General features: G+C 59.8%; 22 protein-coding genes. 1 reads left to right on the top strand and 21 read right to left on the bottom strand.

The features are described from left to right. Positions 1-74: 74 nt before the first annotated feature. The 14 genes from ftsH to HY2_RS07530 form a co-directional block, all read right to left on the bottom strand. Positions 75-1,997, bottom strand: coding sequence for an ATP-dependent zinc metalloprotease FtsH (gene ftsH / locus HY2_RS07595; RefSeq protein WP_034826309.1), 1,923 nt, complete (start codon positions 1,995-1,997; stop codon positions 75-77). Between the two features lie 93 nt (positions 1,998-2,090). Continuing rightward, positions 2,091-3,116: a tRNA lysidine(34) synthetase TilS gene (gene tilS, locus HY2_RS07590; RefSeq protein WP_051594831.1), complete on the bottom strand. Its 1,026-nt coding sequence runs from the start codon at positions 3,114-3,116 to the stop codon at positions 2,091-2,093. Positions 3,117-3,134: 18 nt separating this feature from the next. Next, positions 3,135-4,136: a tol-pal system protein YbgF gene (gene ybgF / locus HY2_RS16760; protein WP_051594830.1), complete on the bottom strand. Its 1,002-nt coding sequence runs from the start codon at positions 4,134-4,136 to the stop codon at positions 3,135-3,137. Positions 4,137-4,235: 99 nt separating this feature from the next. Next, entirely contained in the window at positions 4,236-4,787 is a 552-nt protein-coding gene (gene pal, locus HY2_RS07580; RefSeq protein ID WP_034826307.1) for a peptidoglycan-associated lipoprotein Pal, read from the bottom strand. Positions 4,788-5,023: 236 nt separating this feature from the next. Next, the gene (tolB, locus tag HY2_RS07575) at positions 5,024-6,379 is read right to left on the bottom strand and encodes a Tol-Pal system beta propeller repeat protein TolB (protein WP_034826305.1); all 1,356 of its coding nucleotides are present in this window, start codon (positions 6,377-6,379) and stop codon (positions 5,024-5,026) included. Between the two features lie 30 nt (positions 6,380-6,409). Continuing rightward, positions 6,410-7,381 (bottom strand): hypothetical protein, encoded by a 972-nt coding sequence (locus HY2_RS07570; RefSeq protein ID WP_034826303.1) that lies wholly within the window; start codon positions 7,379-7,381, stop codon positions 6,410-6,412. 16 nt (positions 7,382-7,397) lie between these two features. Further along, complete coding sequence (locus HY2_RS07565) at positions 7,398-7,841, bottom strand: ExbD/TolR family protein (protein WP_034826301.1); 444 nt, start codon at positions 7,839-7,841, stop codon at positions 7,398-7,400. Between the two features lie 3 nt (positions 7,842-7,844). Continuing rightward, positions 7,845-8,558 carry a protein TolQ gene (gene tolQ / locus HY2_RS07560; protein ID WP_034826299.1) on the bottom strand — a complete coding sequence of 238 codons (714 nt, stop codon included), beginning with the start codon at positions 8,556-8,558 and terminating at the stop codon, positions 7,845-7,847. Positions 8,559-8,813: 255 nt separating this feature from the next. Further along, positions 8,814-9,275: a YbgC/FadM family acyl-CoA thioesterase gene (locus HY2_RS07555; RefSeq protein ID WP_034826298.1), complete on the bottom strand. Its 462-nt coding sequence runs from the start codon at positions 9,273-9,275 to the stop codon at positions 8,814-8,816. Positions 9,276-9,306: 31 nt separating this feature from the next. After that, a complete protein-coding gene (locus HY2_RS07550; RefSeq protein WP_034826296.1) occupies positions 9,307-9,861 on the bottom strand; it encodes a lipocalin family protein in 555 nt (184 codons plus the stop codon). 62 nt (positions 9,862-9,923) lie between these two features. Next, complete coding sequence (locus tag HY2_RS07545) at positions 9,924-10,928, bottom strand: alpha/beta fold hydrolase (RefSeq protein WP_064773891.1); 1,005 nt, start codon at positions 10,926-10,928, stop codon at positions 9,924-9,926. A 63-nt stretch (positions 10,929-10,991) separates the two neighbouring features. Continuing rightward, positions 10,992-11,747, bottom strand: a complete 756-nt coding sequence (locus HY2_RS07540; protein ID WP_034826294.1) for a HesA/MoeB/ThiF family protein — start codon at positions 11,745-11,747, stop codon at positions 10,992-10,994. Then, on the bottom strand, positions 11,744-12,337 hold the full coding sequence (locus tag HY2_RS07535) for a nicotinate-nucleotide adenylyltransferase (RefSeq protein WP_034826289.1): 594 nt from the start codon (positions 12,335-12,337) through the stop codon (positions 11,744-11,746). The genes HY2_RS07540 and HY2_RS07535 overlap by 4 nt, the downstream gene beginning before the upstream one ends. Beyond that, positions 12,334-13,620: a glutamate-5-semialdehyde dehydrogenase gene (locus HY2_RS07530; protein WP_034826286.1), complete on the bottom strand. Its 1,287-nt coding sequence runs from the start codon at positions 13,618-13,620 to the stop codon at positions 12,334-12,336. The genes HY2_RS07535 and HY2_RS07530 overlap by 4 nt, the downstream gene beginning before the upstream one ends. A gap of 214 nt (positions 13,621-13,834) precedes the next feature. Between HY2_RS07530 and HY2_RS07525 the strand changes: the two genes are divergently transcribed. Beyond that, on the top strand, positions 13,835-15,406 hold the full coding sequence (locus HY2_RS07525) for a long-chain-fatty-acid--CoA ligase (protein ID WP_034826284.1): 1,572 nt from the start codon (positions 13,835-13,837) through the stop codon (positions 15,404-15,406). Between the two features lie 54 nt (positions 15,407-15,460). On the opposite strand, the gene HY2_RS07520 is transcribed toward HY2_RS07525, so the two are convergent. The 7 genes from HY2_RS07520 to HY2_RS07490 all read right to left on the bottom strand — a co-directional run bounded on the left by HY2_RS07520 (position 15,461) and on the right by HY2_RS07490 (position 21,694). Further along, entirely contained in the window at positions 15,461-15,730 is a 270-nt protein-coding gene (locus HY2_RS07520; RefSeq protein WP_034826281.1) for a hypothetical protein, read from the bottom strand. 369 nt (positions 15,731-16,099) lie between these two features. Further along, on the bottom strand, positions 16,100-16,621 hold the full coding sequence (locus tag HY2_RS07515; protein ID WP_034797599.1) for a CarD family transcriptional regulator: 522 nt from the start codon (positions 16,619-16,621) through the stop codon (positions 16,100-16,102). Positions 16,622-16,868: 247 nt separating this feature from the next. Continuing rightward, positions 16,869-17,210, bottom strand: coding sequence for a ferredoxin FdxA (fdxA, locus tag HY2_RS07510; RefSeq protein ID WP_034826280.1), 342 nt, complete (start codon positions 17,208-17,210; stop codon positions 16,869-16,871). An 84-nt stretch (positions 17,211-17,294) separates the two neighbouring features. Then, a complete protein-coding gene (locus HY2_RS07505; RefSeq protein WP_034826278.1) occupies positions 17,295-17,741 on the bottom strand; it encodes a tellurite resistance TerB family protein in 447 nt (148 codons plus the stop codon). Beyond that, complete coding sequence (locus HY2_RS07500; RefSeq protein WP_034826277.1) at positions 17,738-18,025, bottom strand: RNA-binding S4 domain-containing protein; 288 nt, start codon at positions 18,023-18,025, stop codon at positions 17,738-17,740. Before HY2_RS07500 ends, HY2_RS07505 begins: the two co-directional genes overlap by 4 nt. Continuing rightward, positions 18,022-20,784 (bottom strand): helicase-related protein, encoded by a 2,763-nt coding sequence (locus tag HY2_RS07495; protein WP_034826275.1) that lies wholly within the window; start codon positions 20,782-20,784, stop codon positions 18,022-18,024. Before HY2_RS07495 ends, HY2_RS07500 begins: the two co-directional genes overlap by 4 nt. A 106-nt stretch (positions 20,785-20,890) precedes the next feature. Then, entirely contained in the window at positions 20,891-21,694 is an 804-nt protein-coding gene (locus HY2_RS07490) for a UDP-2,3-diacylglucosamine diphosphatase (protein ID WP_034826273.1), read from the bottom strand. Positions 21,695-21,823 lie beyond the last annotated feature (129 nt).

Below are 21,823 nucleotides of genomic sequence, written 5' to 3'. Positions count from 1 at the left end.
TGAATTTCCGCAGCGCAGCAAAAAGGCGCGTACCCTTGGGATACGCGCCTTGATGAAACAGTCTTGCCGCTGGATCAGGCCGGGTTCGGCTCCGGATCGCCCAGGCCGCCATCGCCCTTCGGCTTGCGCCGCTTGCCGATGACCGGAACGGCAGAGCCCGGTGAGGAATCATCATCGCCAAAGTCCGGACGCTCAGGTGGATTGCCCTTCAGCAGCTCATTGATTTCATGGCCGCTCAGCGTTTCATATTCCAGAAGGCCGGTCGCGATCGCTTCCCAGTCCTTTCGGTATTCGGTCATGATGTGACGGGCATCATCCATGCCGGTCTGGATCAGCTTGCGAACTTCTTCCTCGATCTTGCGGGAAGTCTCTTCAGACACATGAGAGGATTGCATCAGTTGCTGGCCCAGGAACACATCCCCCTGATCATCGCCATAATCGACCGGGCCGACCGCTTCGGCAAAGCCCCAGCGCGTCACCATGGCCCGCGCCAGACGCGTAGCCTGCTGGATGTCAGAAGCTGCGCCGGCGGTGACATTGTCGTCGCCGAATTTCAGCTCTTCCGCCACACGGCCACCCATCATGATGGCCAGGCGAGAGGTCATTTCGATCTTGGACATCGACATCTTGTCGTCTTCGGGCAGCTGCATCACCATGCCCAGCGCACGGCCACGCGGAATGATGGTTGCCTTGTGAACCGGATCGGCCACGGGCACTTTCAGCGCCACGATGGCGTGGCCAGCCTCGTGCCAGGCGGTCAGTTCCTTTTCCTTTTCGGACATGACCATGGAGCGCTTTTCAGGGCCCATCAGCACCTTGTCCTTGGCATCCTCGAATTCCTGCATTGCTACGACCCGTTTGCCGCGACGAGCCGCAAGCAAGGCCGCCTCGTTCACAAGGTTGGCAAGGTCTGCACCGGAAAAGCCGGGCGTGCCGCGCGCAATCACCTTAGCGTCGACATCTTTGGCCAGCGGCACATTGCGCATGTGAACGCGCAGGATCTTCTCGCGACCTATAATGTCGGGATTGCCGACGGTGACCTGACGGTCGAACCGGCCAGGACGCAGCAGCGCCGGGTCCAGAACGTCCGGACGGTTGGTTGCGGCCATGATGATGATGCCTTCATTGGCCTCAAAGCCATCCATTTCGACCAACAGCTGGTTCAGCGTTTGCTCGCGCTCATCATTACCGCCGCCCAGACCGGCCCCGCGGGAGCGGCCCACAGCGTCGATCTCGTCGATGAAGATGATACAGGGCGCACTGCGTTTGGCCTGCTCGAACATGTCGCGCACACGGCTGGCACCAACGCCGACGAACATTTCGACAAAGTCAGAGCCGGAAATCGTGAAGAAGGGCACGCCAGCCTCCCCCGCAACAGCGCGGGCCAGCAGCGTCTTACCAGTGCCCGGAGGGCCCACCAGCAGCGCGCCTTTCGGAATCTTGCCACCAAGGCGCTGGAATTTGGACGGGTCCTGCAGGAATTCGACAATCTCCTGCAATTCTTCCTTCGCTTCATCCACACCAGCCACATCATCAAAGGTGACGCGGCCATGTTTCTCGGTCAGTAGGCGCGCCCGGCTCTTGCCGAAGCTCATCGCGCCGCGCCCGCCGCCAGACTGCATCTGGCGCATCATGAAGAAGACAAAGCCGACAATCAGGATAATCGGCAGGATGGAAAAAATGAGAGACGCAAAGCCGTTCTGCCCGCTGTCGGCATCCACGGTGAAAGGCACATTATGCTCTTCCAGATAGTCCTGTGTGCGGGTGTCAAAGACGCGGAGTTCACTTTGTAGCGTGCGGCCATCGGTTGTCTGAACGACGATGCGCTCATTACCGAGTGTCGCTTCGGTCACCGAGCCATTCATGATCAACTCGTTGATCTCGGACAATTGGGCCTTTTTCGCACCGGCCGACTCGGAATTACCGCCCATGGCAACTGCCATGCCGATAACAAGCAGGGCAATGGCGCCCCAAATAGCCAGGTTCCTGACGTTCATATCGCGTCTCGCTTCAGGTTCGGATGTTTCCACAATAACATAGGGGTCTTGTTACAGGAAAACGACTCCTTTGGTCTTAATATAGCTGATTTGTCACGTCTGACCGCAGTAGAGCGCCATAATCGCCCCCAGACGGGCCTCGGCTCGGCCAAAATCAGCCTCTGGCCCGGTTACAGCAGGCTCGGCAGACAGCTGGATCAGCCCAGACTTGCGATAGATCAAGGCACCGCCCAGAGTAGCGCCCTCAAAGCGGTGCTCGCTGATCAGGTGTGCGACGAGCGGCTGAACCCCATCGCGTCGCGGCGGTACTTCCCGTCCGGCAATAATCTGGATCAGAAGGCTGATCAGCCTTTCGGCCCGTTCCAAGGGTAAGCCGCCCAGCGAGATCTCAAACCGGCCGGCCTCGGCGTTCGCCTTAACATTATGCTCAATCCAGCGCCCCATGGCCCGCTCTTCCAGCCGTCTCAGCTGCTGCAGCCTTGCCTGAGAGGCAAGAATGCCCCGCTTCAGACGTGGGTGTCTGGCCAGCAGGGCCCGCACGCGCACACGCTCGTAGACAGGGTTGGCGTTTGACGGGTCATCCACCCAGTACTGCCCCGCTTCCAGCAGAACGTGCCGCAAGGCTTCGCGGCTGTAGCCGAGCACTGGCCGTGCCAGCAGGATGCCCTGCCCTTCTGGCCAGACAGGAGACAGCGAGACCGGCTGCATGCCCGCCAAGCCGTACCATGTGGACCCCTGACGCGCGCGCATTAGAAAGGTTTCGCATTGATCGTCTTCCGTATGACCCAGCATCAAATGCGTGCCGCCGCGCGCCTTCAATTCTGTCGCCATCAGCGCATGCCGAGCCCGGCGAGCCGCCGCCTGCTTCCCCGCAGGCCTATTCCAGACAAGGGTCTGGTGGGGGATATGCAACCGCCCGCACAGCGCCGCAACGCCTGCCGCTTCCTCGGCGGCTTCGGGTCGTAGGCGATGGTCAACCGTGAAGGCAATCAGATGCCGCCCTTTTGCCCTCGCCCATTTTTGCGCCAGCAGAAGGAGCGCGAGGGAGTCCCCTCCCCCTGACACCGCAATCCCAACCGGCCCTATGGCAGAGCCGCAGAGCCGGTCAAAAGCGTTCATCGAACCCGTCTGAAGAATCTAATTGATGCAGCCGGATTTGGTCCGCTCGACAGCGGCCAGATCACGCGTGACGCCAGAAGCATTCGGATAACGCTTCGGCAGCGTATCCAGCGCAAGGCACGCCTTGTCCTTGTCGCCAATCAAGCGCATCGCACGGGCCAGCTTGACCAGCGCATCCGGTGCGCGCGGGTCTTCCGGATAGGAGCGGATCATCGTCGTATAGGCAGCGCCGCTGTCAGCATAGGCCTTCTGCTGGTACAGCGCCTCACCCAGCCAGTAATGGGCTTCGCCGGCCTGCGGATCATCACCGAACTTGTCGAGGAAAGCGCGAAACGCCTCTTCGGCGCCAGCATAGTCAAACTGGATAAGCTTGGACTTCGCCATGGCAAAGAGCGGGCCTGCTTCGCCAGGCAGTGCACTGGCCGGTAGCGTGCCCAGGCTGCCTTCCGGAAGATTGTCCTGGCCGCTGATATCCCCGGCCATCTGTCCCGGCGTAAGGCGTTTCGGGCCTGTCGCCTCGGCAGGGCTGCCATCAGTTGTCAACGGGCGCATATCGGACGACGCGCCAGCATCCGTGCGGGCCGACAGCCCGTCAGACGAAGACGGCGCGGAAAAGTCGCCTGCTGCACCCGGCATCATGTCTGTCTCCGGCATGATGCCGGCAGAGGAGAGATAGGTCTGCAGGGAGGCCAGCACGCGAGACTGTTGCTCCAGCTGAGCGCGCATCTCGTCCAATTCATCCACAAGGGTTTCATTGTCGCGCTGCAAATTCGCATTTTCTTCGCGGGCCTGTTGCAACTGGAATTCCAGGGTCTCGACCCGGCCTGTCAGCTGCATGACATCTCCGGTCAGGCCATTCACCTCAACCCGCACCTCGGCGCTTTGCTGGCGCGCTTGGGCAACCTGATTGGCGAGGTCTGAACTTGTGACCCCTTGCGTAATGGGTGCGCTGCGCTGGGCCATGGCGGGACTTGCAAGAAGGCAGAAACCAGCCAGGACGAGTGCGGGAGCTTTGAACATGAAAACAGGCCTCCGGAACTATGCGGGCGAACATACAAAAACAGCCGGGGCCAAAATAAGGCACCCGGCTGCATAGTGTAAGGTATTCGCGGCAGAAACCTAGCTGGTTGTGCCGGAAACAAGCTGCGTGAAGCCGTTACGGTTCAGGGCCCATGCTTGCTCATCAGAGCCAGCAGCGATCGGGCGCTCTTTGCCGTAGGAAATCGTGTCGATGCGGGACGGGTTAACGCCCAGGCTGACCAGATAGTCCTTCACGATGGACGCGCGACGCTCGCCCAGTGCCAGGTTGTATTCGCGTGTGCCGCGCTCATCGCAGTTACCTGCAACCAGAATGCGTACAGCCGGATAGGATTCGAGCCAAGCAGCCTGACGCTTCAGGATCTCCTGGTCGTCGCTGTCGAGGCGATAGCCGTTCAGGTCAAAGTATACGCGCTCACCAACGTTAACGCGGAAATCTTCGAGCGAACCGGCAACCGGGCCCGTCGGGCCTACCGGTTTGGTGTCGACCGGCTCGGTCACGGTGGGCGTGTTGTCCACGACCTCAACGGGTGCTTTCTCCTCAACCTGTTCGACAGGCTCAGGCTTGGACGCACACGCGCCGACCGCGAGCACAACCGCTGCTGCGGCAGTAATTTTAAGAGTGGTTTTCATTGCTAATCAGACTCCCCTGGATGTCCTGAGTGCTATTTGACGCCTTACGGCTCGCGTTTGTCAACGTTGTGCCGGATGTAGCGGCTATCTGTCTCCATATTCTGACAGAATTCGGGCAACAATCGGGCGGAAACATAGCTGCCGACCCAATTGATACCTATTTCCACCATATGTCTCAAAAAAGCAACGCCCCCGGACGAAAATCCGAGGGCGAAACCTATGAAATTATTATAAAATTACTCCAAAAGTGGAGACCAGGCGGGGTCAGAGGCATCCGTTTGGGTCTGGACACGGCGCTCATTGCGGCCGGAAAGGTCAACCGACCAGAGCTGCGGACCTGCGCCAGGGCGGCTTTCGCGGAAATATACGATGACACGCCCGTTGGGGGACCAGTCCGGCCCCTCATCCAGGTAGGATTCGGTCAGGAGACGTTCGCCCTTACCGTCAATTCCGATGACGCCGATGTAGAAGCGACCGCCGAGCTGCTTGGTGAATGCCACCAGATCGCCACGCGGGCTCCAGACCGGCGTGGAATACTGGCCCTTGTTGAAGGTGATACGGCAGGCCACGTCACGACCGCCTGACGGGCAGGTCCGCGGGCTGCCATCGGTATTCATGATATAAAGCTGCGGACTGCCACCACGATCTGACGTGAACACGATCGCACGGCCGTCCGGAGACATGGAGGGCGAAGTATCAATCGCCGGATGGTCTGTCAGGCGGCGCGACTGGCGCGTGCGCAGATTCATCAGATAGATTTCGGAGTTACCGCCCTGTGCCTGCGTCAGCAGCACGCTTTGCCCATCACGGGAAAAACGCGGCGCGAAAGTCATGCCCGGGAAGTTGCCGAGCAGTTCCTGGCGGCCCGTCTCGATATTGAAGAGGTACACGCGCGGGCGGCCCCCTTCATAGGACATGTAGGTGATTTCCTGGGCAGATGGGCTGAAGCGCGGGGTAAGCACCGTATTCGTGCCCGGCGTCAGATATTGCTGGTTGGCGCCATCGGAATCCATGATGGCGAGACGCTTGACGCGCTCCGTCTTCGGGCCAGTCTCGGCGATATAGACGATACGGGTGTCGAAATACGGGTCTTCCCCGGTCAGGCGCGTATAGATGGAGTCAGCAATCTTGTGCGCGATACGGCGCCAATTGTCCGGCGTCGTAGTTAGGCGGCGGCCCGGCTGGCCATTGATGCGCATCACTTCCCCGCCATACACATCCCACAAGCGGAAGGAAACGGCGATCTTGCCGTCAGGAAGCTCCTCATACGCACCAACAACCAGACCTTCGGTCTGAATGATGCGCCAGTCAGGGAAGCGTGGCTGAACGTCGATCGACAAATCCTTCTGGATGAAGGAGGCGGGGTTCTGGATGTCAAACAGGCCGGTCGATTCCAGGTCGGCGCGCACCACATCCGCAATATTCTGCGCCATTTCTGCATTCTCGCCGCGAACTTCAAAGTCCGGAATGGCCAGCGGTGTGGGTTTGAAGTTGCCTTCATCGACCCGCACTTGCAGCTGCGCGGCGGCAGGCAGGGCCAGGCTAAGCGGCATGAAAACCGCCAGCATCAGCATTGTCAGAATACGGGTCATTATCAAACTCTCCCTGGAGTACTCATTCGGTTATTCGAGTGGCCCGACCGTGACCACAATGTCTTTCCACTCTTCATAGTCATCTGCTGGTAGCTGATAGTTTGCGCATTGGCGCACAGCCGTCAGGGCCCGTTGAACCACCACGCCTCTGCGGCCAACCGGTATCGACCGTGGTGACACCAGGCGCGCGTCTCCGTCAAGGGAACCGTCAATATTCAGTTTAACGCGAATAACGACATCAATTTGGTCATCCTTGGGCAGATCATCAATGCCATTCCAGCAATAGCCGATTTGGCGGCGCATCGCGGCTTGCAGAGACGCTGTGTTGCCACGGCGCTCCCCTGCCCCCTTGCGGGGCTCCTGCACATCCTTCAGCACCGGCTTGTTGATTGGCGGAGGCGCCTCTTCGCGCGCGACCTTGCGCTGGTCCTGCGCCTTATCTTTCAGGATGTCTTCAAAATCATTCAGGAAATCCAGATCATCCTTTTCCGCCTTGGGCTTCTGCTTTTCAATCAGCTTCGGCTTGTCTTTCGGCTTGGGCGGCTCTTCCTTCTTGGGCTCCGGTTCCGGCTCTTGCTCGGGCTCGGCTTCCGGGTCCTCAACAACGACTTTCTCTTCCTGAGGTTCGCTTTCACGCGTCTCATTGACTTCATCGGGCTGCTCTTCAGGCGGCTCGTCGACAATCTCGGCGTCTTCTTCAACAGGGTCCGGCTGTTCTTCCGGCTCGGTCTCTTCGGGTTCTTCCTCCGGTGGCACATCTGCCTTTCGGACCGGGGCAATGTCCGTCACCAGACCAATATCGACAATGTCGATCGGCACATCTATCGCGCTGGCGCATTGCGGCAGGCGCATCAGGATATCGACCTGCGACAGGCCTGGCTCCTCGCGTTCCAGCCGTTCAATCTGCCGGTCGCACTCGCTCTTGCGCTGCGGCCAGGTCAACACCGCAGCCGCAAGCACGGTGGCATGCAACACAGTCGAGATGGTGAAGCCGCGAAGCATTTGGGGCGGGTCGCTCCTACTTCTTCTTTTGTTCAGTCACAAAGGATACGCGCGTATAGCCAGCTGCCCGGATCTCTGCGGTCACATCCATGATGCGTCCATAGGGCGTGTTCTCATCGCCGCGCAGATAGATTGGCTGATCATAGCCTTCGCCAATGATTGCCTGCAACTGGGGCCCAAGCGAAGACAGATCCTCAATCCTGGTTGTCTGGATGAAAACATCGCCATTCTCGCGGATGGAGATGGCCAACGGGTCTTCCTGCGGATTTGTCTGCAATGGCCCGGAACTGGTCTTCGGCAGGTTCACTTCCTCACCGCGTACCAGAAGCGGCGCGGTGATCATGAACACGATCAGCAAGACCAGCATGACGTCCACAAAGGGCGTCACATTGATTTCGGCATTCAGCGCGCGCCGCCCCCGACGTCCGCCCTTGCCTCCTGAACCAAGGATCAGACCCATCGCCTAGTCCCTCGCGCTATCAGATGCCCGGCGTGACAGGCGGACAAGGACATCCTGGGAGAATGCGTCCAGTTGGTCGCCCAGCTTGGTCAGGTCGCCGGTGAATTTGTTGTAGAAGATAACAGCTGGGATAGCGGCGACGAGGCCCATGCCGGTCGCAAACAGAGCTTCGGCAATAGGGCCCGCAACGGTGCCGAGGCTGGTATCCTGCTTTTCCGCAATGTTGAGGAAGGCATTCATGATACCCCACACCGTACCGAACAGGCCGATAAAGGGAGAGGCCGAACCGATCGTAGCCAGAATGCCAAGACCGTTGCCAGCCTTGCCCAACTCGCGATCCACGCTCGCGCGCATGGAGCGCTCAGCGCGGCTGACAATCGCAGCAGCCTCTTCCGGGGTGGCAGTAATGCGCTTTGCATCGGACCATTCGCGCGCCGCCGAGGCAAATACTCGGCTGGCCGCATCATTGCCGCCAACACCAGGCCGCATGTCGAAATCTTCCGTACGGCCGCTCCAGAATGCTTCCTCGAACTGCTTGGCCTTGCGGCGCAGACTTCCTAGAGAAAACAGCTTTTCGCCAATCACCATCCAGGACCAGACAGAGGCCAGGAGGAGAAACAAGAGAACAAGCTTAACAATGGGGTCAGCCGCCATTATCAGGCTAATCAGCGAGAAATCTGTGTGACTCGCGGCGGTGCCAATCGCTTCTGATTCCATTAGGGCTAACGCTCCTTATTACGGGTCATGGGTGAGCAACCGTATCCCGCCCGGGACCGGCCCCTCTTCATCAACGTCAAATCCGGCAGAAACGGGGCAGAATCGCCAGTTTCCGCAGCTTGGTTAACCGTTAGGCGCGCTTTGTTAATGAATCGTGGCCAAAAATCCGGAAGATCCAATAAAGACTTCAGCTTGATCAGGAAAAGACGCGATCCGGGGCGTTAAGCCCAAGCTAAGGGCGCAAAGCCTCGCCCGTCACGCCTCAGGCGCGATCCAGCGATAATCTTCCAAATGTTTCACCAATTCCCGGATCGGGCGGCGCGGACGGCCATCGGCATGGATCATCACGGCCGTGATCTCGCCCTCTGCAATCACTTCCTCGCCGCGAAAGCAGGTCTGCGAGAAGCGGATACGCGGGCCTTCCATGCCGATATAGCGCGTGCGGATATGCAGAAGATCATCCACCCGCGCGGCCTTTTTATAGTCGACCTCGACCCGTGTCAGCGTAAACGCCGCCGGGTCTTCGCGGTCCAGCAGGGATTGATGCGAAATGCCTGCATCACGCAGATGGTCTGATCGTCCGCGCTCGAAAAAGCGCAGATAGTTGGCGTGGTAGACCATGCCGGTGAAGTCTGTGTCTTCATAGTACACCCGCACGGAAATCCAGTGCTGGCGCTCGGCGTCGAAATTGCGGTCATCAAGGTCAGGCAGGCTCATTCCCTTCGCGTATCAGAGCCCGCAAATCCCGTCACCCCTGTTGTGACTGAACCGTCATCTCCAGCGGAGCCATGTCATATCCCAGCTCTTTTGCACGCTCTTTTAAGGCATCAAGCGTGCCGGACTCCAACTGAGGCTCACGTGCCAAAATCCAGAGATATTTGCCATCCGGGCTACCGACGAGGGATGCGGAATAGTCATCTTGCAATGCGAGGATCCAGTAGTCCCCTTCGGCAAAAGGCACCCAGGCTGGCGCAAACTTCACTTTCAGCTTGCTGTTGTTGGAGCCATCCACGACACGCGCGCGCCCTTCGGCCACATCCTTCTCGCCATTAACAGAGTTTCTGAAGCACGTATTGGTGACGGCAACCGTCCCATCCTCATTCAACACATATTCTGCGGTCACGCCGGTACAATTGCGCTCAAAACTGTTCGGATAGCGGGCAATTTCGTACCAGAGGCCAGTATAGCGCTGCAAATCCACAGACGAGACGGTTGGCGGCGGCGTGGTTTCTTCCCGGTAATCCGGCTGGCTGGTGCAGGCTGTCAGAAGGGCAGCGGCGATGACGGACAGAACGATGCGCATGTAATGTGTCTCCTTTGAAGCATTTACGCATCAGCGCAGAGCCCGGTTTCACAGCTGCGACATCATTCCCCTTCCGTAGGTGCAGAGGCCTCTGCCGGTAATGCTGGCGCATACACCTCGGCCAGAAACGCCCTCAGATCGTCTGCGGACATTTCGCCAATTTCTTCCTGCGGAATATGCCCGACATTCGGATAGAGTTTCAGCTCTGCGCCCGGAATGGCCTCGGCGAATTTGCGACCATGTGCGGCCGGCACCAGATTGTCGACCTCTCCCTGCATCACCAGCGTGGGCGCGGAGATTCTGGCCAGTGCTTCCGACGTCGCCGGCACGCGCGTCGTCGCGCCGCTCATCAGCTTCAGCAGGGCCTCACGATGGCAAGGCGCACGTGACAGGGCGGAATAGCGCTCCACCATGGGATCATCGACCAGCGCCGGATCCGCAAAGCTCTTCTCAAGGCCAGAACGGATCAGCGCCGACATATCGAGATCCTTCATCAGTTTGCGCGCAACGCCATTGCGCAGCAATTTGAAGATAAGCGGATCACTGTCGCCTTCGCCCTTTTCATCCGGCCAGCCTGCAGCATCGACCAGGACCAGCGCGTCCAGCTTTTCCGGATATTCCAGCGCATAGGCCCAAGCCGAATGCCCGCCCATGGAGCTGCCCACCAAGGTAAAATTGCGCACATCCACTGTCGTCACAACCCGGTCTACCGTATCGACGAATTGCTCGATGCCAATGGCGTTATTGTCGACACAGCGCGACAGGCCATGCCCCGGCAGATCCAGACTGATCACGCGGTAATCCCGGCGCAGGCGCTTCACCCAGTCATCCCAAGTGTGCATGGACGCCGCATAGCCGTGCACCAGCACGATGACAGGTGCATCACGCGGACCGATATCCCGGAAATGAATCTGGGTTTCTCCGCCCGATTTCAGAAAGCGACTGTCATTATAGGAGTAGACGGATTCCAGCGTGTTGTAGGAAATGTCGGGCCGTTTCAGCATGTACCATCCGGCCGTCAGAATGACCCCCACCGTCAGAAGAACGACAAGAAATCGTCTGAACACGTCGCGAATCTCCCCTGTAAGCAAATCTACGTCGCGGCACTAAGCCTGCGCCGGGGGGACAAGTCAAATGGCTGGCAGCTGATTACAGACCGGACAGGCAGCATCGCGTCTCAGGCCGATTGTCCTTGGGGTTGCAGACAGTCCATCCAGAAGAAGAATGCGCCCGATCAGGGGGCTGCCGGCGCCAGTGACCAGCTTGATTACTTCCAGCGCCATCGCCGTCGACACCATGCCGGTCACTGGCCCCACCACACCCACCTCGTCACAGGCTTCGGCGTCCGGCGGGGTTTCCGGAACCCAACATTGATAGCAAGGTGCGTCGCCCGTGCGGCCGGAGGCAAACACGCTCACCTGGCCTCGCCAGCCTGCTGCAGCACCATGAACCATGTAGCGCGCGCTGGCATGCGCCACCTGGTTCAGAGCATAGCGGGTCGCAAAATTATCGGTCGCATCGACCAGAATTCTCCCGTGCAACGCGTCGCTATCGGCCCAGCGCTTGCGCCGGGGCTCAACCACCGTATGCGGATGGTCTCGCATCAGATGCGCAGCCAGGACATCGGCCTTGTACTTGCCAAGGTCCCCTTCCCCGAACTGGACCTGGCGCTGCAGATTGGAGCGCTCAACATGGTCATCATCCCAGATTTCCAGCTTGCCTACGCCGGCCGCTGCCAGGAACATGGCGAACGGTCCGCCCAGCGCCCCGGCCCCGACAATGGAGACCGTCGCGGCGCGCAGCTTCTGCACGCCGGGGCCGCCGATCTCCTTAAGCATGATGTGGCGTTTGTGGCGCGCCAGGTCTTCCGGACTGAGAGGGGTCATACCCTACTCTCCCGGATCGCGGTGGAAGATGCCGGGTCCAACGGTGCATTGAGATAAACCCAGGCTGGCGGCGTGCGGCCCGGCAAAGTCTTGGCGGCCGCCTCCGGAATGCGGCTTGCCGCAAAGCGCCGCGCAAAGGGAGAGTTGCGCGCCCCCGGCCCGACACCCGGCCGCGCAATAATGGCAATCGGCATCAGTTGCGCGATCTGCTGCCACTGCCCCCAGAGGTGAAAGCCGACCATATTGTCTGCGCCCATCAGCCAGACAAAATCTGCCTGCGGAGCAGCGCTCACAATCGTCGAAAGGGTCTGATATGTATAGGTCAGTCCCATCTGCCGCTCAATGTCGGTGACAATCATGCGGGGCTCATGCGCCATTGCCTTGGCGGAGGCAAAACGCTTGTCAAAATCGCCGTGCCCGGTCTTGAGCGGATTGCCCCGCGCCACGATCCACCAGACCCAATCCAGCTGCAGCCGCTTCATCGCGGTTGAGGCCACATGGTAGTGCCCGGAATGGGCCGGGTGAAAGCTGCCACCAAACAGGCCGATGCGCAGCCCTTTTGTCGGACCCGGCAGGACCAATCTGCTCAAGGACGAACCTGCCCCGATCCACGCACGACATATTTATATGTCGTCAGCTGCTCGGCGCCGACTGGCCCCCGCGCATGAATACGCCCGGTCGCGATGCCGATCTCTGCGCCCATGCCAAACTCGCCACCATCGGCAAATTGCGTGGAAGCATTGTGCAGCAGGATGGCGCTGTCGACGGTCGCAAAAAATTTCTCTGCCGCCGCATCGTCTTCCGTTATGATGCATTCGGTATGGCCGGAAGACCAAGTGCCGATATGGTCCAGCGCGGCGTCAAGGTCATCCACCACGGCAACGGCCAGAATCGGCGCGAGGTATTCCGTAGACCAATCAGCCTCAACGGCCTCTTTCATCTCGGGTACAATCTTGCGGGCCCGCGCGTCGCCGCGCAGTTCACAGCCCGCTTCCATCAGAGCCGCCGCGATGCTGGGTAGCATGTCATCCGCAACTGCCTCGTCCACCAGCAGCGTCTCGGCAGAGCCGCAAATGCCGGTGCGGCGCATCTTGGCGTTGACGACAATGGAGACGGCCTTGTCCAGATCGGCATCCTTGTCGACGATGACATGGCAGAGGCCCTCAAGGTGGCCAATTACCGGCACGCGGGCATCGCGTTGCACGCGCTCGACCAGGCTGCGTCCCCCGCGCGGCACGATGACATCGACATTGCCTTCCAGCCCGGCCAGCATATGGCCCACAGCGGCGCGATCGGTTGTCATGACCAGCTGAACGGCATGTTCCGGCAGCCCCTCTTTCATCAGTGCGCCCTGCATGGCGTCAATGATCGCACGTGAGGAATTCGTGCTTTCGGAACCGCAACGCAGAATCGCCGCATTGCCGGAGCGCAGGCACAGCGAGCCTGCATCAGCCGTCACATTCGGACGGCTTTCATAAATGATGCCGATAACACCCAGCGGCACAGCCACGCGGGAAATCTCCAGCCCGTTGGGCCGTTCCCAGCGCGCCAGTTCACGCCCGATCGGATCGCCCAGATCGGCAACCGTCTCGACGCTGGCAGCGATGCCTTCCAGGCGCTCCGGGTTGAGGGCCAGCCGATCCAGCATGGCCGCGTCCAGGCCTTTCTCACGGGCGGCATCCATATCCTTGGCATTGGCATCCAGAATTGTGGAGGCAGTCTCGCGAATGGCAGCCGCGACGGCCTTCAGGCCGCGGGTGCGGTCTTCCGGGGTCTTGCGCCCCAGGGCGCGGGAAGCGGCACGGGCGCGGCGACCCATCTCCAGCATGGTTTCAGCAAGGGCGGCGTCGGGCGATGTGGTTTGTACAGTCATGTCATGGGATGTGGCCGATTACCGGCAAGACTTCAAGGCAATGGCTTGCGCCGCGACCATTAAGACATAAATCTTTGCCTGAAAGAGAACGGATAAGTTCGGAGTTTCCCTCACGCCCGAATGTCAACCTATTTGACAAAAAGCTCGCTTCCGACAATTTATTCCCGTCAAACAAGATATTTCAAAAAGAACAAGACAAGTATCGGAGGAAAACATGATAGACGTGGAGGCAATGCCCCATATAGCCGACATCCCGGGGGTGCAGGCGCGCATTCGTCCACAGGATGACGCCTATTGGTTTGAAGGGGAAACCACCAGCTTTGCCCAGTTGGAAACGCGCTCCAACCAGGTCTCCAATGGCCTGATCGCCCTTGGCGCCTCCCCCGATGACCGGATCGGCTATCTGGCAAAGAACACCGCCGCCTATTACGAGATGCTGTTCGGGGCTGCCAAGGCCCGCGCAGTGATGACAGCCGTCAACACACGCCTCGCCGCACCGGAAGTAAAGTTCATCCTTTCGGACGCCAATGTGAAGGTCCTGTTCGTTGGTCGTGATTTCTACGACATGATCGACAAGATCCGCACCGAGCTGCCGGACGTTCAGCATATCATCGCGATTGATGAGCCCCATGGCGACTGGCCGACCTATAATGCCTGGCGCGACAACCAGGACGACATCGCCCCCGACCTGGAAACACTGGATACGGATGATGTCATCCAGCTTTACACTTCCGGTACGACTGGTCTGCCCAAGGGTGTGCAGCTGACCAATGGCAATTATCACGCCGTGTTCGATCAGGCCGGTCGCCTCGAATGGGCCAGCTACGGTGTCGGCGAGGCCGTGATGAACGCCATGCCGCTATTCCATGTGGCAGGCGTGAATATCGGCATCCTGACCGCCGCGCAGGGTGCGAAGGCCGTGGTGCTGCGCGAGATTGACCCGCAGCTGATCTTGAAGCTGATCCCGGAACACAGGATCGCCCATGCCTTTTGGGTGCCGGCCGTGATCCTGATGCTGACGCAGATGCCGAATGTGCGCCAGATTGACTGGTCCAGCATGAAGCAGGTGTTCTATGGCGCCTCTCCCATCGCGGAGAGCCTGCTGCTGGAAGCCAAGCAAATTATGGGGGCCCGCTTCACACAGCTTTACGGTCTAACCGAAACAGCCGGCTGCGCCACCTATCTGCCGCCCGAAGCGCATGATCCGTCATGGGGCAAGCTCCGCTCCTGTGGTGTGCCCTACCCGTCCACCATCGTGCGTTGTCTGGACGCGAACGGAGATCCTGTGCCGCAAGGCGAGGTTGGCGAGATCGCCATCAAGTCTCCTTTTGTCATGAAGGGATACTGGAACAGAGACGACGCAACGCGGGATGCCATCAATGCAGAGGGCTTTTTCCGAACCGGCGATGCAGGCTATTTCGACGAGGACGGATTTCTCTACATCCATGACCGGGTGAAGGACATGATCGTCTCCGGAGGGGAAAATGTCTATCCGGCAGAAGTGGAGAATGCGATCTTCGGTCATCCGGGCGTCGCGGATGTCGCCGTCATCGGCGTCCCGGACGAAAAATGGGGCGAGGCCGTCAAGGCGCTGATCGTGCCAAAGCCCGGCGAAACGCCAACGGCAGAAAGCATTCTCGCCTATGCGCGCGAACGGATTGCCGGGTACAAATGTCCGAAATCCATCGAATTTCTGGAAGGCCTTCCGCGCAACCCATCCGGCAAAATCCTCCGTAAGGATCTGCGCGAGCCTTACTGGAAAGACCAGGACCGCCGCATCAGCTAGGCGTAAGAAGCATTCAGGCCGGCACCCCGTCCCGGGCAGCTGGCCTGAATGGTATTAATGGGCCAGCTTCAGCCAGTCGCGGGCAGCAGACAGCGCCACTTTCACTTCGTCCGTGCTCAGCATGTCGGCCATCTCCTGGCGCTGCAGCTTGGCATCTTCATGGCCCTTGGCGGCGGCCAGATTGAACCATTTGTGCGCGGCGATCAGATCGATATCCGATTCCAGGCCTGCGGCACAGGCGAGGCCTGCCTGATAGAATTCTTCAGCGGCGGCATCACGATCCAGCAGGCCACCGGGCTTAATTTCAATATCCGAGAAGGGCATCTTGTTTCTCCTGTCACCCTGCCCCGCCCCCGGGAATTTTCCCGTGTCAGCGAAGGCACCCATCTGCCGCCGGAACATCCGGCAACGGAGAAAGACTGCACCGCGGACTTTGCCGTATGGTTAACAGGACCTGCCAGAAACCGCGACTTCGTAAAGGCGAGCGCGCAGTATGTTTACTTTCGGGGCCTCAGCGGTCATGCAGGCCCTTCCCGCCTAATATTGTCGGCAGCGCACACTTAATGCGGTACGTTCGTGCGGCAGACTGTTCAGCACCGAAACACGGCAAGGCCGGCAAACTCCACCCAAAGAAAAACCCCGGACCGCGAGAGCGATCCGGGGTTCTGCATGATGCGCGTTCGGGCTTACGCCCTATGCTGCAACCTTCTTCTTCGCCAGCGACTTGGCGAGTTTTTCCATGGCGTCACCCTTGTCGATGTTTTCGACAGCGGCGAGCTCGCGGGCCATACGGTCCAGCGCGCTCTCATAGAGCTGACGCTCGGAATAGGATTGTTCCGGCTGGTCTTCGCCGCGGTGCAGGTCGCGCACGACTTCCGCGATGGAGATCAGATCACCGGAATTGATCTTGGCTTCATATTCCTGTGCGCGGCGCGACCACATGGTGCGCTTGATGCGGGCACGGCCGCCCAGCGTCTTCAGCGCGTCATCGACCAGCTTGGAGCCAGCCAGGGCGCGCATACCGGACGCCTCAGCGCGGTTTGTCGGAACCCGCAGGATCATCTTGTCCTGATCGAAGGATACTACATAGACTTCCAGGTCCATCCCGGCCACAGTCTGCTTCTCGACGCTTGTGATCTTGCCCACCCCGTGTGCGGGATAAACGACGCTCTGACCCACCTCAAACGCCAGTTCCGCAGATGCTTTTTTAGCCATGTTAGGTATCGCCCTTTTCTACGCAGTAACGAGCCGATAAAAATCGTCCCAGTCCGGCCACTATGACGGCTGAGGTGATGATTTCGGCTCTTGTCAGTTATTACTCAAGTCTGAACACTAGCATAAATGTGCAGGTTTTTCAACACATACGGCCAAGTGTTGACCAAATCTAAAGTTAACCGCGCATGGCTTTTCTGTAACTTTTGTTGAGAAGTGCAGCAAATACAGGGCGTCCGGAGACGGACAATCAGTCGCCAGTCCCTGGCTGAGGGCTGAAATATTTCTCCAGTTTACCCGTTTCCTGCGCAAATTTTTCCCGATCTTCAGGCGGTTCCTTCATCCGGGTGATGTTTGGCCAGGTCTTGGCATACTCACTGTTCAGCTTCAGCCATTTGCCGTCCGGATCGTCCTCGGTGTCTGGCTTGATGGCCTCAACCGGGCATTCCGGCTCGCACACACCGCAATCAATGCACTCATCCGGATGGATGACGAGCATGTTTTCGCCTTCATAGAAGCAATCGACCGGGCAAACCTCGACGCAATCCATGTATTTACAGCGGATACAGGCGTCGACGACAATATAAGTCATGAGCAGGGGCCTTCTGAGAAATTGTGCAGGGGCGAAATGGCGCGCAGGAGGCCTCATGTCAATGAGACCTTCTGACAGCACTGTTCAGGATTGGTCAGGCATGCGGGCTTCTGCGGACTGACGGGCCTGTGCGCGAAGGATATCATCGACATGCAGCAGCGAAGCGACGTGACGGATATAGGCGTCTTCAATGTCGCTTTTCTCGCCATCAGCCAGCGCCACGCGGTAAAGCCCTTCAATGATCGAGACGCGCTCTTCAATCGCCAGCTTCTTCACATGTTTTGTGAACTGGTGAGAGCCGACCGCCTCTTCGGCCAGGGCCTCGCCCTCAGCCAGCACAGCATCTGCCTTGTCGGCATCGAACTGGAAGGCTTCCAGCAGGATTTCCGCGATGACATCGCTTTCCATGTTCACATAGACACCATCTGACAGAGCCGCCTCAACCAGCAGGGCCGCTGCGGCGACCTGTGGGTCCATCGGCTTTTCTGCCGGGGTCTTGGCGCGAAACAGGTTTTTCAGCGCATTCATCATCGGTCAGCCTCCAGCGTCCTGTACAGTGCCGCCGCCTCTTCCGGTGGGCCGCGCCGTATTCCAAGGTCCAGCACCTCTATGGTCGTGATATGCGCCCCTCTGGCTAGAGTGACAATATCCCCCACACAGATTGCGGTTCCCGGCTTGTCTACACGCCGTGTCTGACCATTCCGTGAAAGCCGTATGCCGGATTTTCGGACATGAGCGCCTGACAGGGTCCGCGTTTTGAAAAAGCGCGCGCGCCACAACCACACATCAATGCGCAGCGTGACCGCCTCGCTCATTGAAAGGGTTTGTACACAAAGCTGGAGTCAGAAGAGGCCGCCTTCGCCGCGCCACCCTGCTGATTGTCTCTTGGCTTCTTCTTTTTCTTCTTTGGCTTGGGCTGGGCCGGTTTCTGGTCCGGCAACAGGACAGCCAGCGCCGCAAACGGGCTGTTCGGGTCAGGCTGCCTGGAAGTGCCACCCCGGTTGCCGCCCTGATGACGCCCGCCTTGCGGACCGCCTTGAGGTCTGGCCCCGCGCGGACCTTTCGGGCTCCGGCCCTGCCCCATGTCGCCAGCGGGCTTGTCGCCGCCGCGTTGGCCACCCTGACGGGAACCTCGCGCTGCGCCGCCCTCTTCCGGACGTGCCCGCGACGCATAGCGCCAAAGCGTGACCGCTCCGGTTTCCTTGTCCTTCTCTGCCGGGGCCAGACCAAAGCCTTTCAGCACTGCAGGCCAGTCATCGGCCGGGCATGATACGACAGAAGCAAGATCAATCTCGATGGCGAAGGCATTCTTGCCGGCTTCCTTGCGGCGCTTGGCGATTTCCCAGCCGAGGCGTTCGGCGAGGTCTGCGCGCACGGCCCGCTTGCCAAAGCGCAGATAGCCATTGGCCGCCAGCGCTTCTTCCGGCCAGGTGCCGTCCAGCGCGAACGATCCTGCGCCCTCCGGGGCCAGCGGGAAAGGCTGACCAGCCTCTACCGCGCGCAGGATGGCAATCATGCGCTGCGCGGCAGGCTTCTGGGCGTCCGGCACATGTGCGGCCACCCGGCCGGCACGAATGCCGATGCCTTTAAGGGCTTCGCGCTGTTCGGCGCTGAGGCGCAGATTGGGATCATCCTGGCGCAGATCCACCGCCGCACCGCTTTCCAGCACGCGAAACGCAATCCCGCGCGCCAGGCCTTCCAGTGCCTCGCCGGATTTCTCGTTCGCCAGCTTCGCATGGGTCGGCAGGACGCGCGCAATCTCTGCCATCGCCCAGGCTTCCAGCCTCTGACGAGCGGGCTCGCGTTCATTCGGGTCCACTTCCACAGCGCCGGAAATCTCGACGCGCGGTGCCATCCAGCCCGATCCCTTCATCAGACGGGCGACGGGGGAATTGATATATTCGATCTCGCCTTCATCATTCAGACGGAAGGCATCATCCGGCGCCGCCACGATCAGCGACAGGCGCTCCAGGATCAGCGGGCGCACAGCTGCCTGCGCTGCGTTGCGCACGGCCTTGCCTTCCAGCGTGCGGGCATCCAGCACGGGTTCAAAAATCAGGCCTTTGAGGCGCCCGACCACATGGCCTTCCACACGGACATCACCTTCCGGGGTCAATTCGGTCACGAGAGCGTCTTCCTTCTTCAGACTTGCCAGCAGGGCCGTTGTTCGCCGGTCGACAAACCGGGCCGTCAGCGCTTCGTGTAGCGCGTCTGACAGGGAGTCTTCAATCTCCCGCGTCCGATCCTGCCATTTTTCAGGGTTCTCCAGCCAGTCCGGCCGGTGTGCGGCATAGGTCCACGTGCGGATATTGGCAAGTCGTTGCTGCAATTTCGCAATATCGCCCTGAACCGAGGAAAGATCATCCAGCCGCCGTTCCAGCCCCTTGTCAGAGAGGCGCGCATCCGGATCGGCCAGCGTTTCCGCCAGCCCCAGCACCAGCCGCGCATGCCCTTCAGGGCCTGCCTTGCGGAAATCCGGCAGCCGCGCCAGATCCCACAAACGGCGTACCTTGCGCGCGCCCGCCACATGCGGCCCGATAGCTTCATCCTCGCTCATCCGGCGCAGCACCCATTCATCCAGCGCATGTGGATTATGGATCAGCGCCGCATGGCCGGACGGTTTCTCAAGGCTGCGGATCAAGAGGCGCAGGCTGGAAAAATCGAGATCGGAATTGCGCCACTGGATATGGTCCACAGGATCGAAACGGTGCGCCTCAATCGCACGCCACATGTCTTCATCCATGGGCGGACAGGTCGCCGTCTCGCCAAACTCGCCATCGGTGCGAAAGCGCCCGGCCCGGCCTGCAATCTGCGCGCACTCGGCCGGGGTCAGCAGACGGTGGCGACGGCCATCGAATTTGGACCGCGAGGCAAACACCACCCGGTCGACATCCAGATTCAGCCCCATGCCGATGGCATCCGTCGCGACGATATAGTCCACCTCGCCCGATTGATACATCGCCACCTGGGCGTTGCGCGTGCGCGGGCTCAGCGCGCCCATCACGATGGCAGCGCCGCCCTTCTGCCTGCGGAGCAATTCGCCAATGGCGTAGACTTCATCCGCGCTGAAGGCGACGATGGCCGTACGCTTGGGCAGTTTGGTGATCTTGGCATGGCCGGTATAGCGCAGCTCCGAAAAGCGCTCGCGCGGCTCGGTCTCGGCATTCAGGTCCAGCCGCCGCAACAGGGGCCGCATCGTGTCACTGCCCAGCAGCAGCGTCTCATGCGTGCCGCGCAGATGCAGGATACGATCGGTGAATACATGCCCGCGGTCTTCATCCTCGGCCAACTGGATCTCGTCGATGGCGACAAAGTCGACGCGTTTCTCCACCGGCATGGATTCCACGGTACAGACCCAATAGCGCGCCGTAGGCGGAACAATCCGCTCCTCCCCCGTGACCAGCGCAACATGGGCCGCGCCCTTGCGCTCCACCACGCGGTCATACACCTCGCGCGCAAGCAGGCGCAGCGGAAGGCCGATCATGCCGGTGCCATAGCCCGTCATCCGCTCGATGGCGTAATGCGTCTTGCCGGTATTGGTGGGGCCAAGAATGGCCTTCAGGACAGAACTCATGCTGCTGCGTGGCGGCGTCTGGCGCGGAAGTCAAGCGGCCAGAACGGTAAGCGCATTTAGATCACCCTCGCCTGGAAAGAACGGGTGAAGGCCGACTAGCAGCGCCTCACGCCACCACGCGCATCTTTGCGGCTTCGGCCACCGGTTCCGGCGCTTTTACGTCGTGCGGCTGGAAGTGCAGCAATTCCCAGCCTCCGTCATGATGCTCCACCAGCGCGGTGCAGCTTTCCACCCAGTCGCCATCATTCATATAGGTGATGCCGTCGATCTCACGCATCTCGGCGACATGGATATGGCCACAGATCGCACCGTCAAAATCCTTGCGGCGGCAGTAATCGGCCACATGGCCCTCGAAATTGTGAATATGGTTCAGCGCGCGTTTCGTGCGCTTTTTCAGCGCCTGCGAGAGAGACCAATAGGGCATGCCCATACGGCGGCGCACAGCGTTCAGCTTCGTATTGGCCCAGAGCAGGAAATTATAGGCATGGTCGCCCAGATGCATGATCCATTTGCGGTCGGCCCGCATCATGCCGTCAAACATGTCGCCATGCACAACCAGATAGCGCTTGCCATCCTCGCCCTCATGGGTCGCGCGGTTCTTCACCTTGATGTCGCCAAAGGCCAGCCGGAACTGCAAGAAGGCGCGCAGGAACTCGTCATGATTGCCGATGATATAGGTCACCTCCGTGCCGCGCTTGGCAGCCGTCAGGATACGTCGGATGACATTGGTATGGGCCTGTGGCCAGTACCATTTCTTGCGCAGCCGCCAGCCATCAATGATGTCACCCACCAGATAGAGCTGCTCTGACGTATGCGACTTCATGAAGGCGCACAGCGCATCGGCCTGGCAGCCGGCACTGCCGAGATGCACATCGGAAATGAAAATGGCGCGATAATCAGGACGGGTCATGCCTGACGCCCTTAATCCAGTTCGGTATGAGTTTTATGACAGCATACCCCACAAATTTCGTCACAAAACTGAAACAAAAACAGGGGTCTGACTTTTATTTTTCCGACACCCCTCCGTGCCGGGATATAC

This window comes from Hyphomonas pacifica (genome assembly GCF_000682675.1).
GTDB classification, from domain to species: Bacteria; Pseudomonadota; Alphaproteobacteria; order Caulobacterales; family Hyphomonadaceae; genus Hyphomonas; species Hyphomonas pacifica.
Note: the sequence above shows the minus strand (reverse complement) of the source record. Positions and strands in the feature narration are given on the sequence as shown.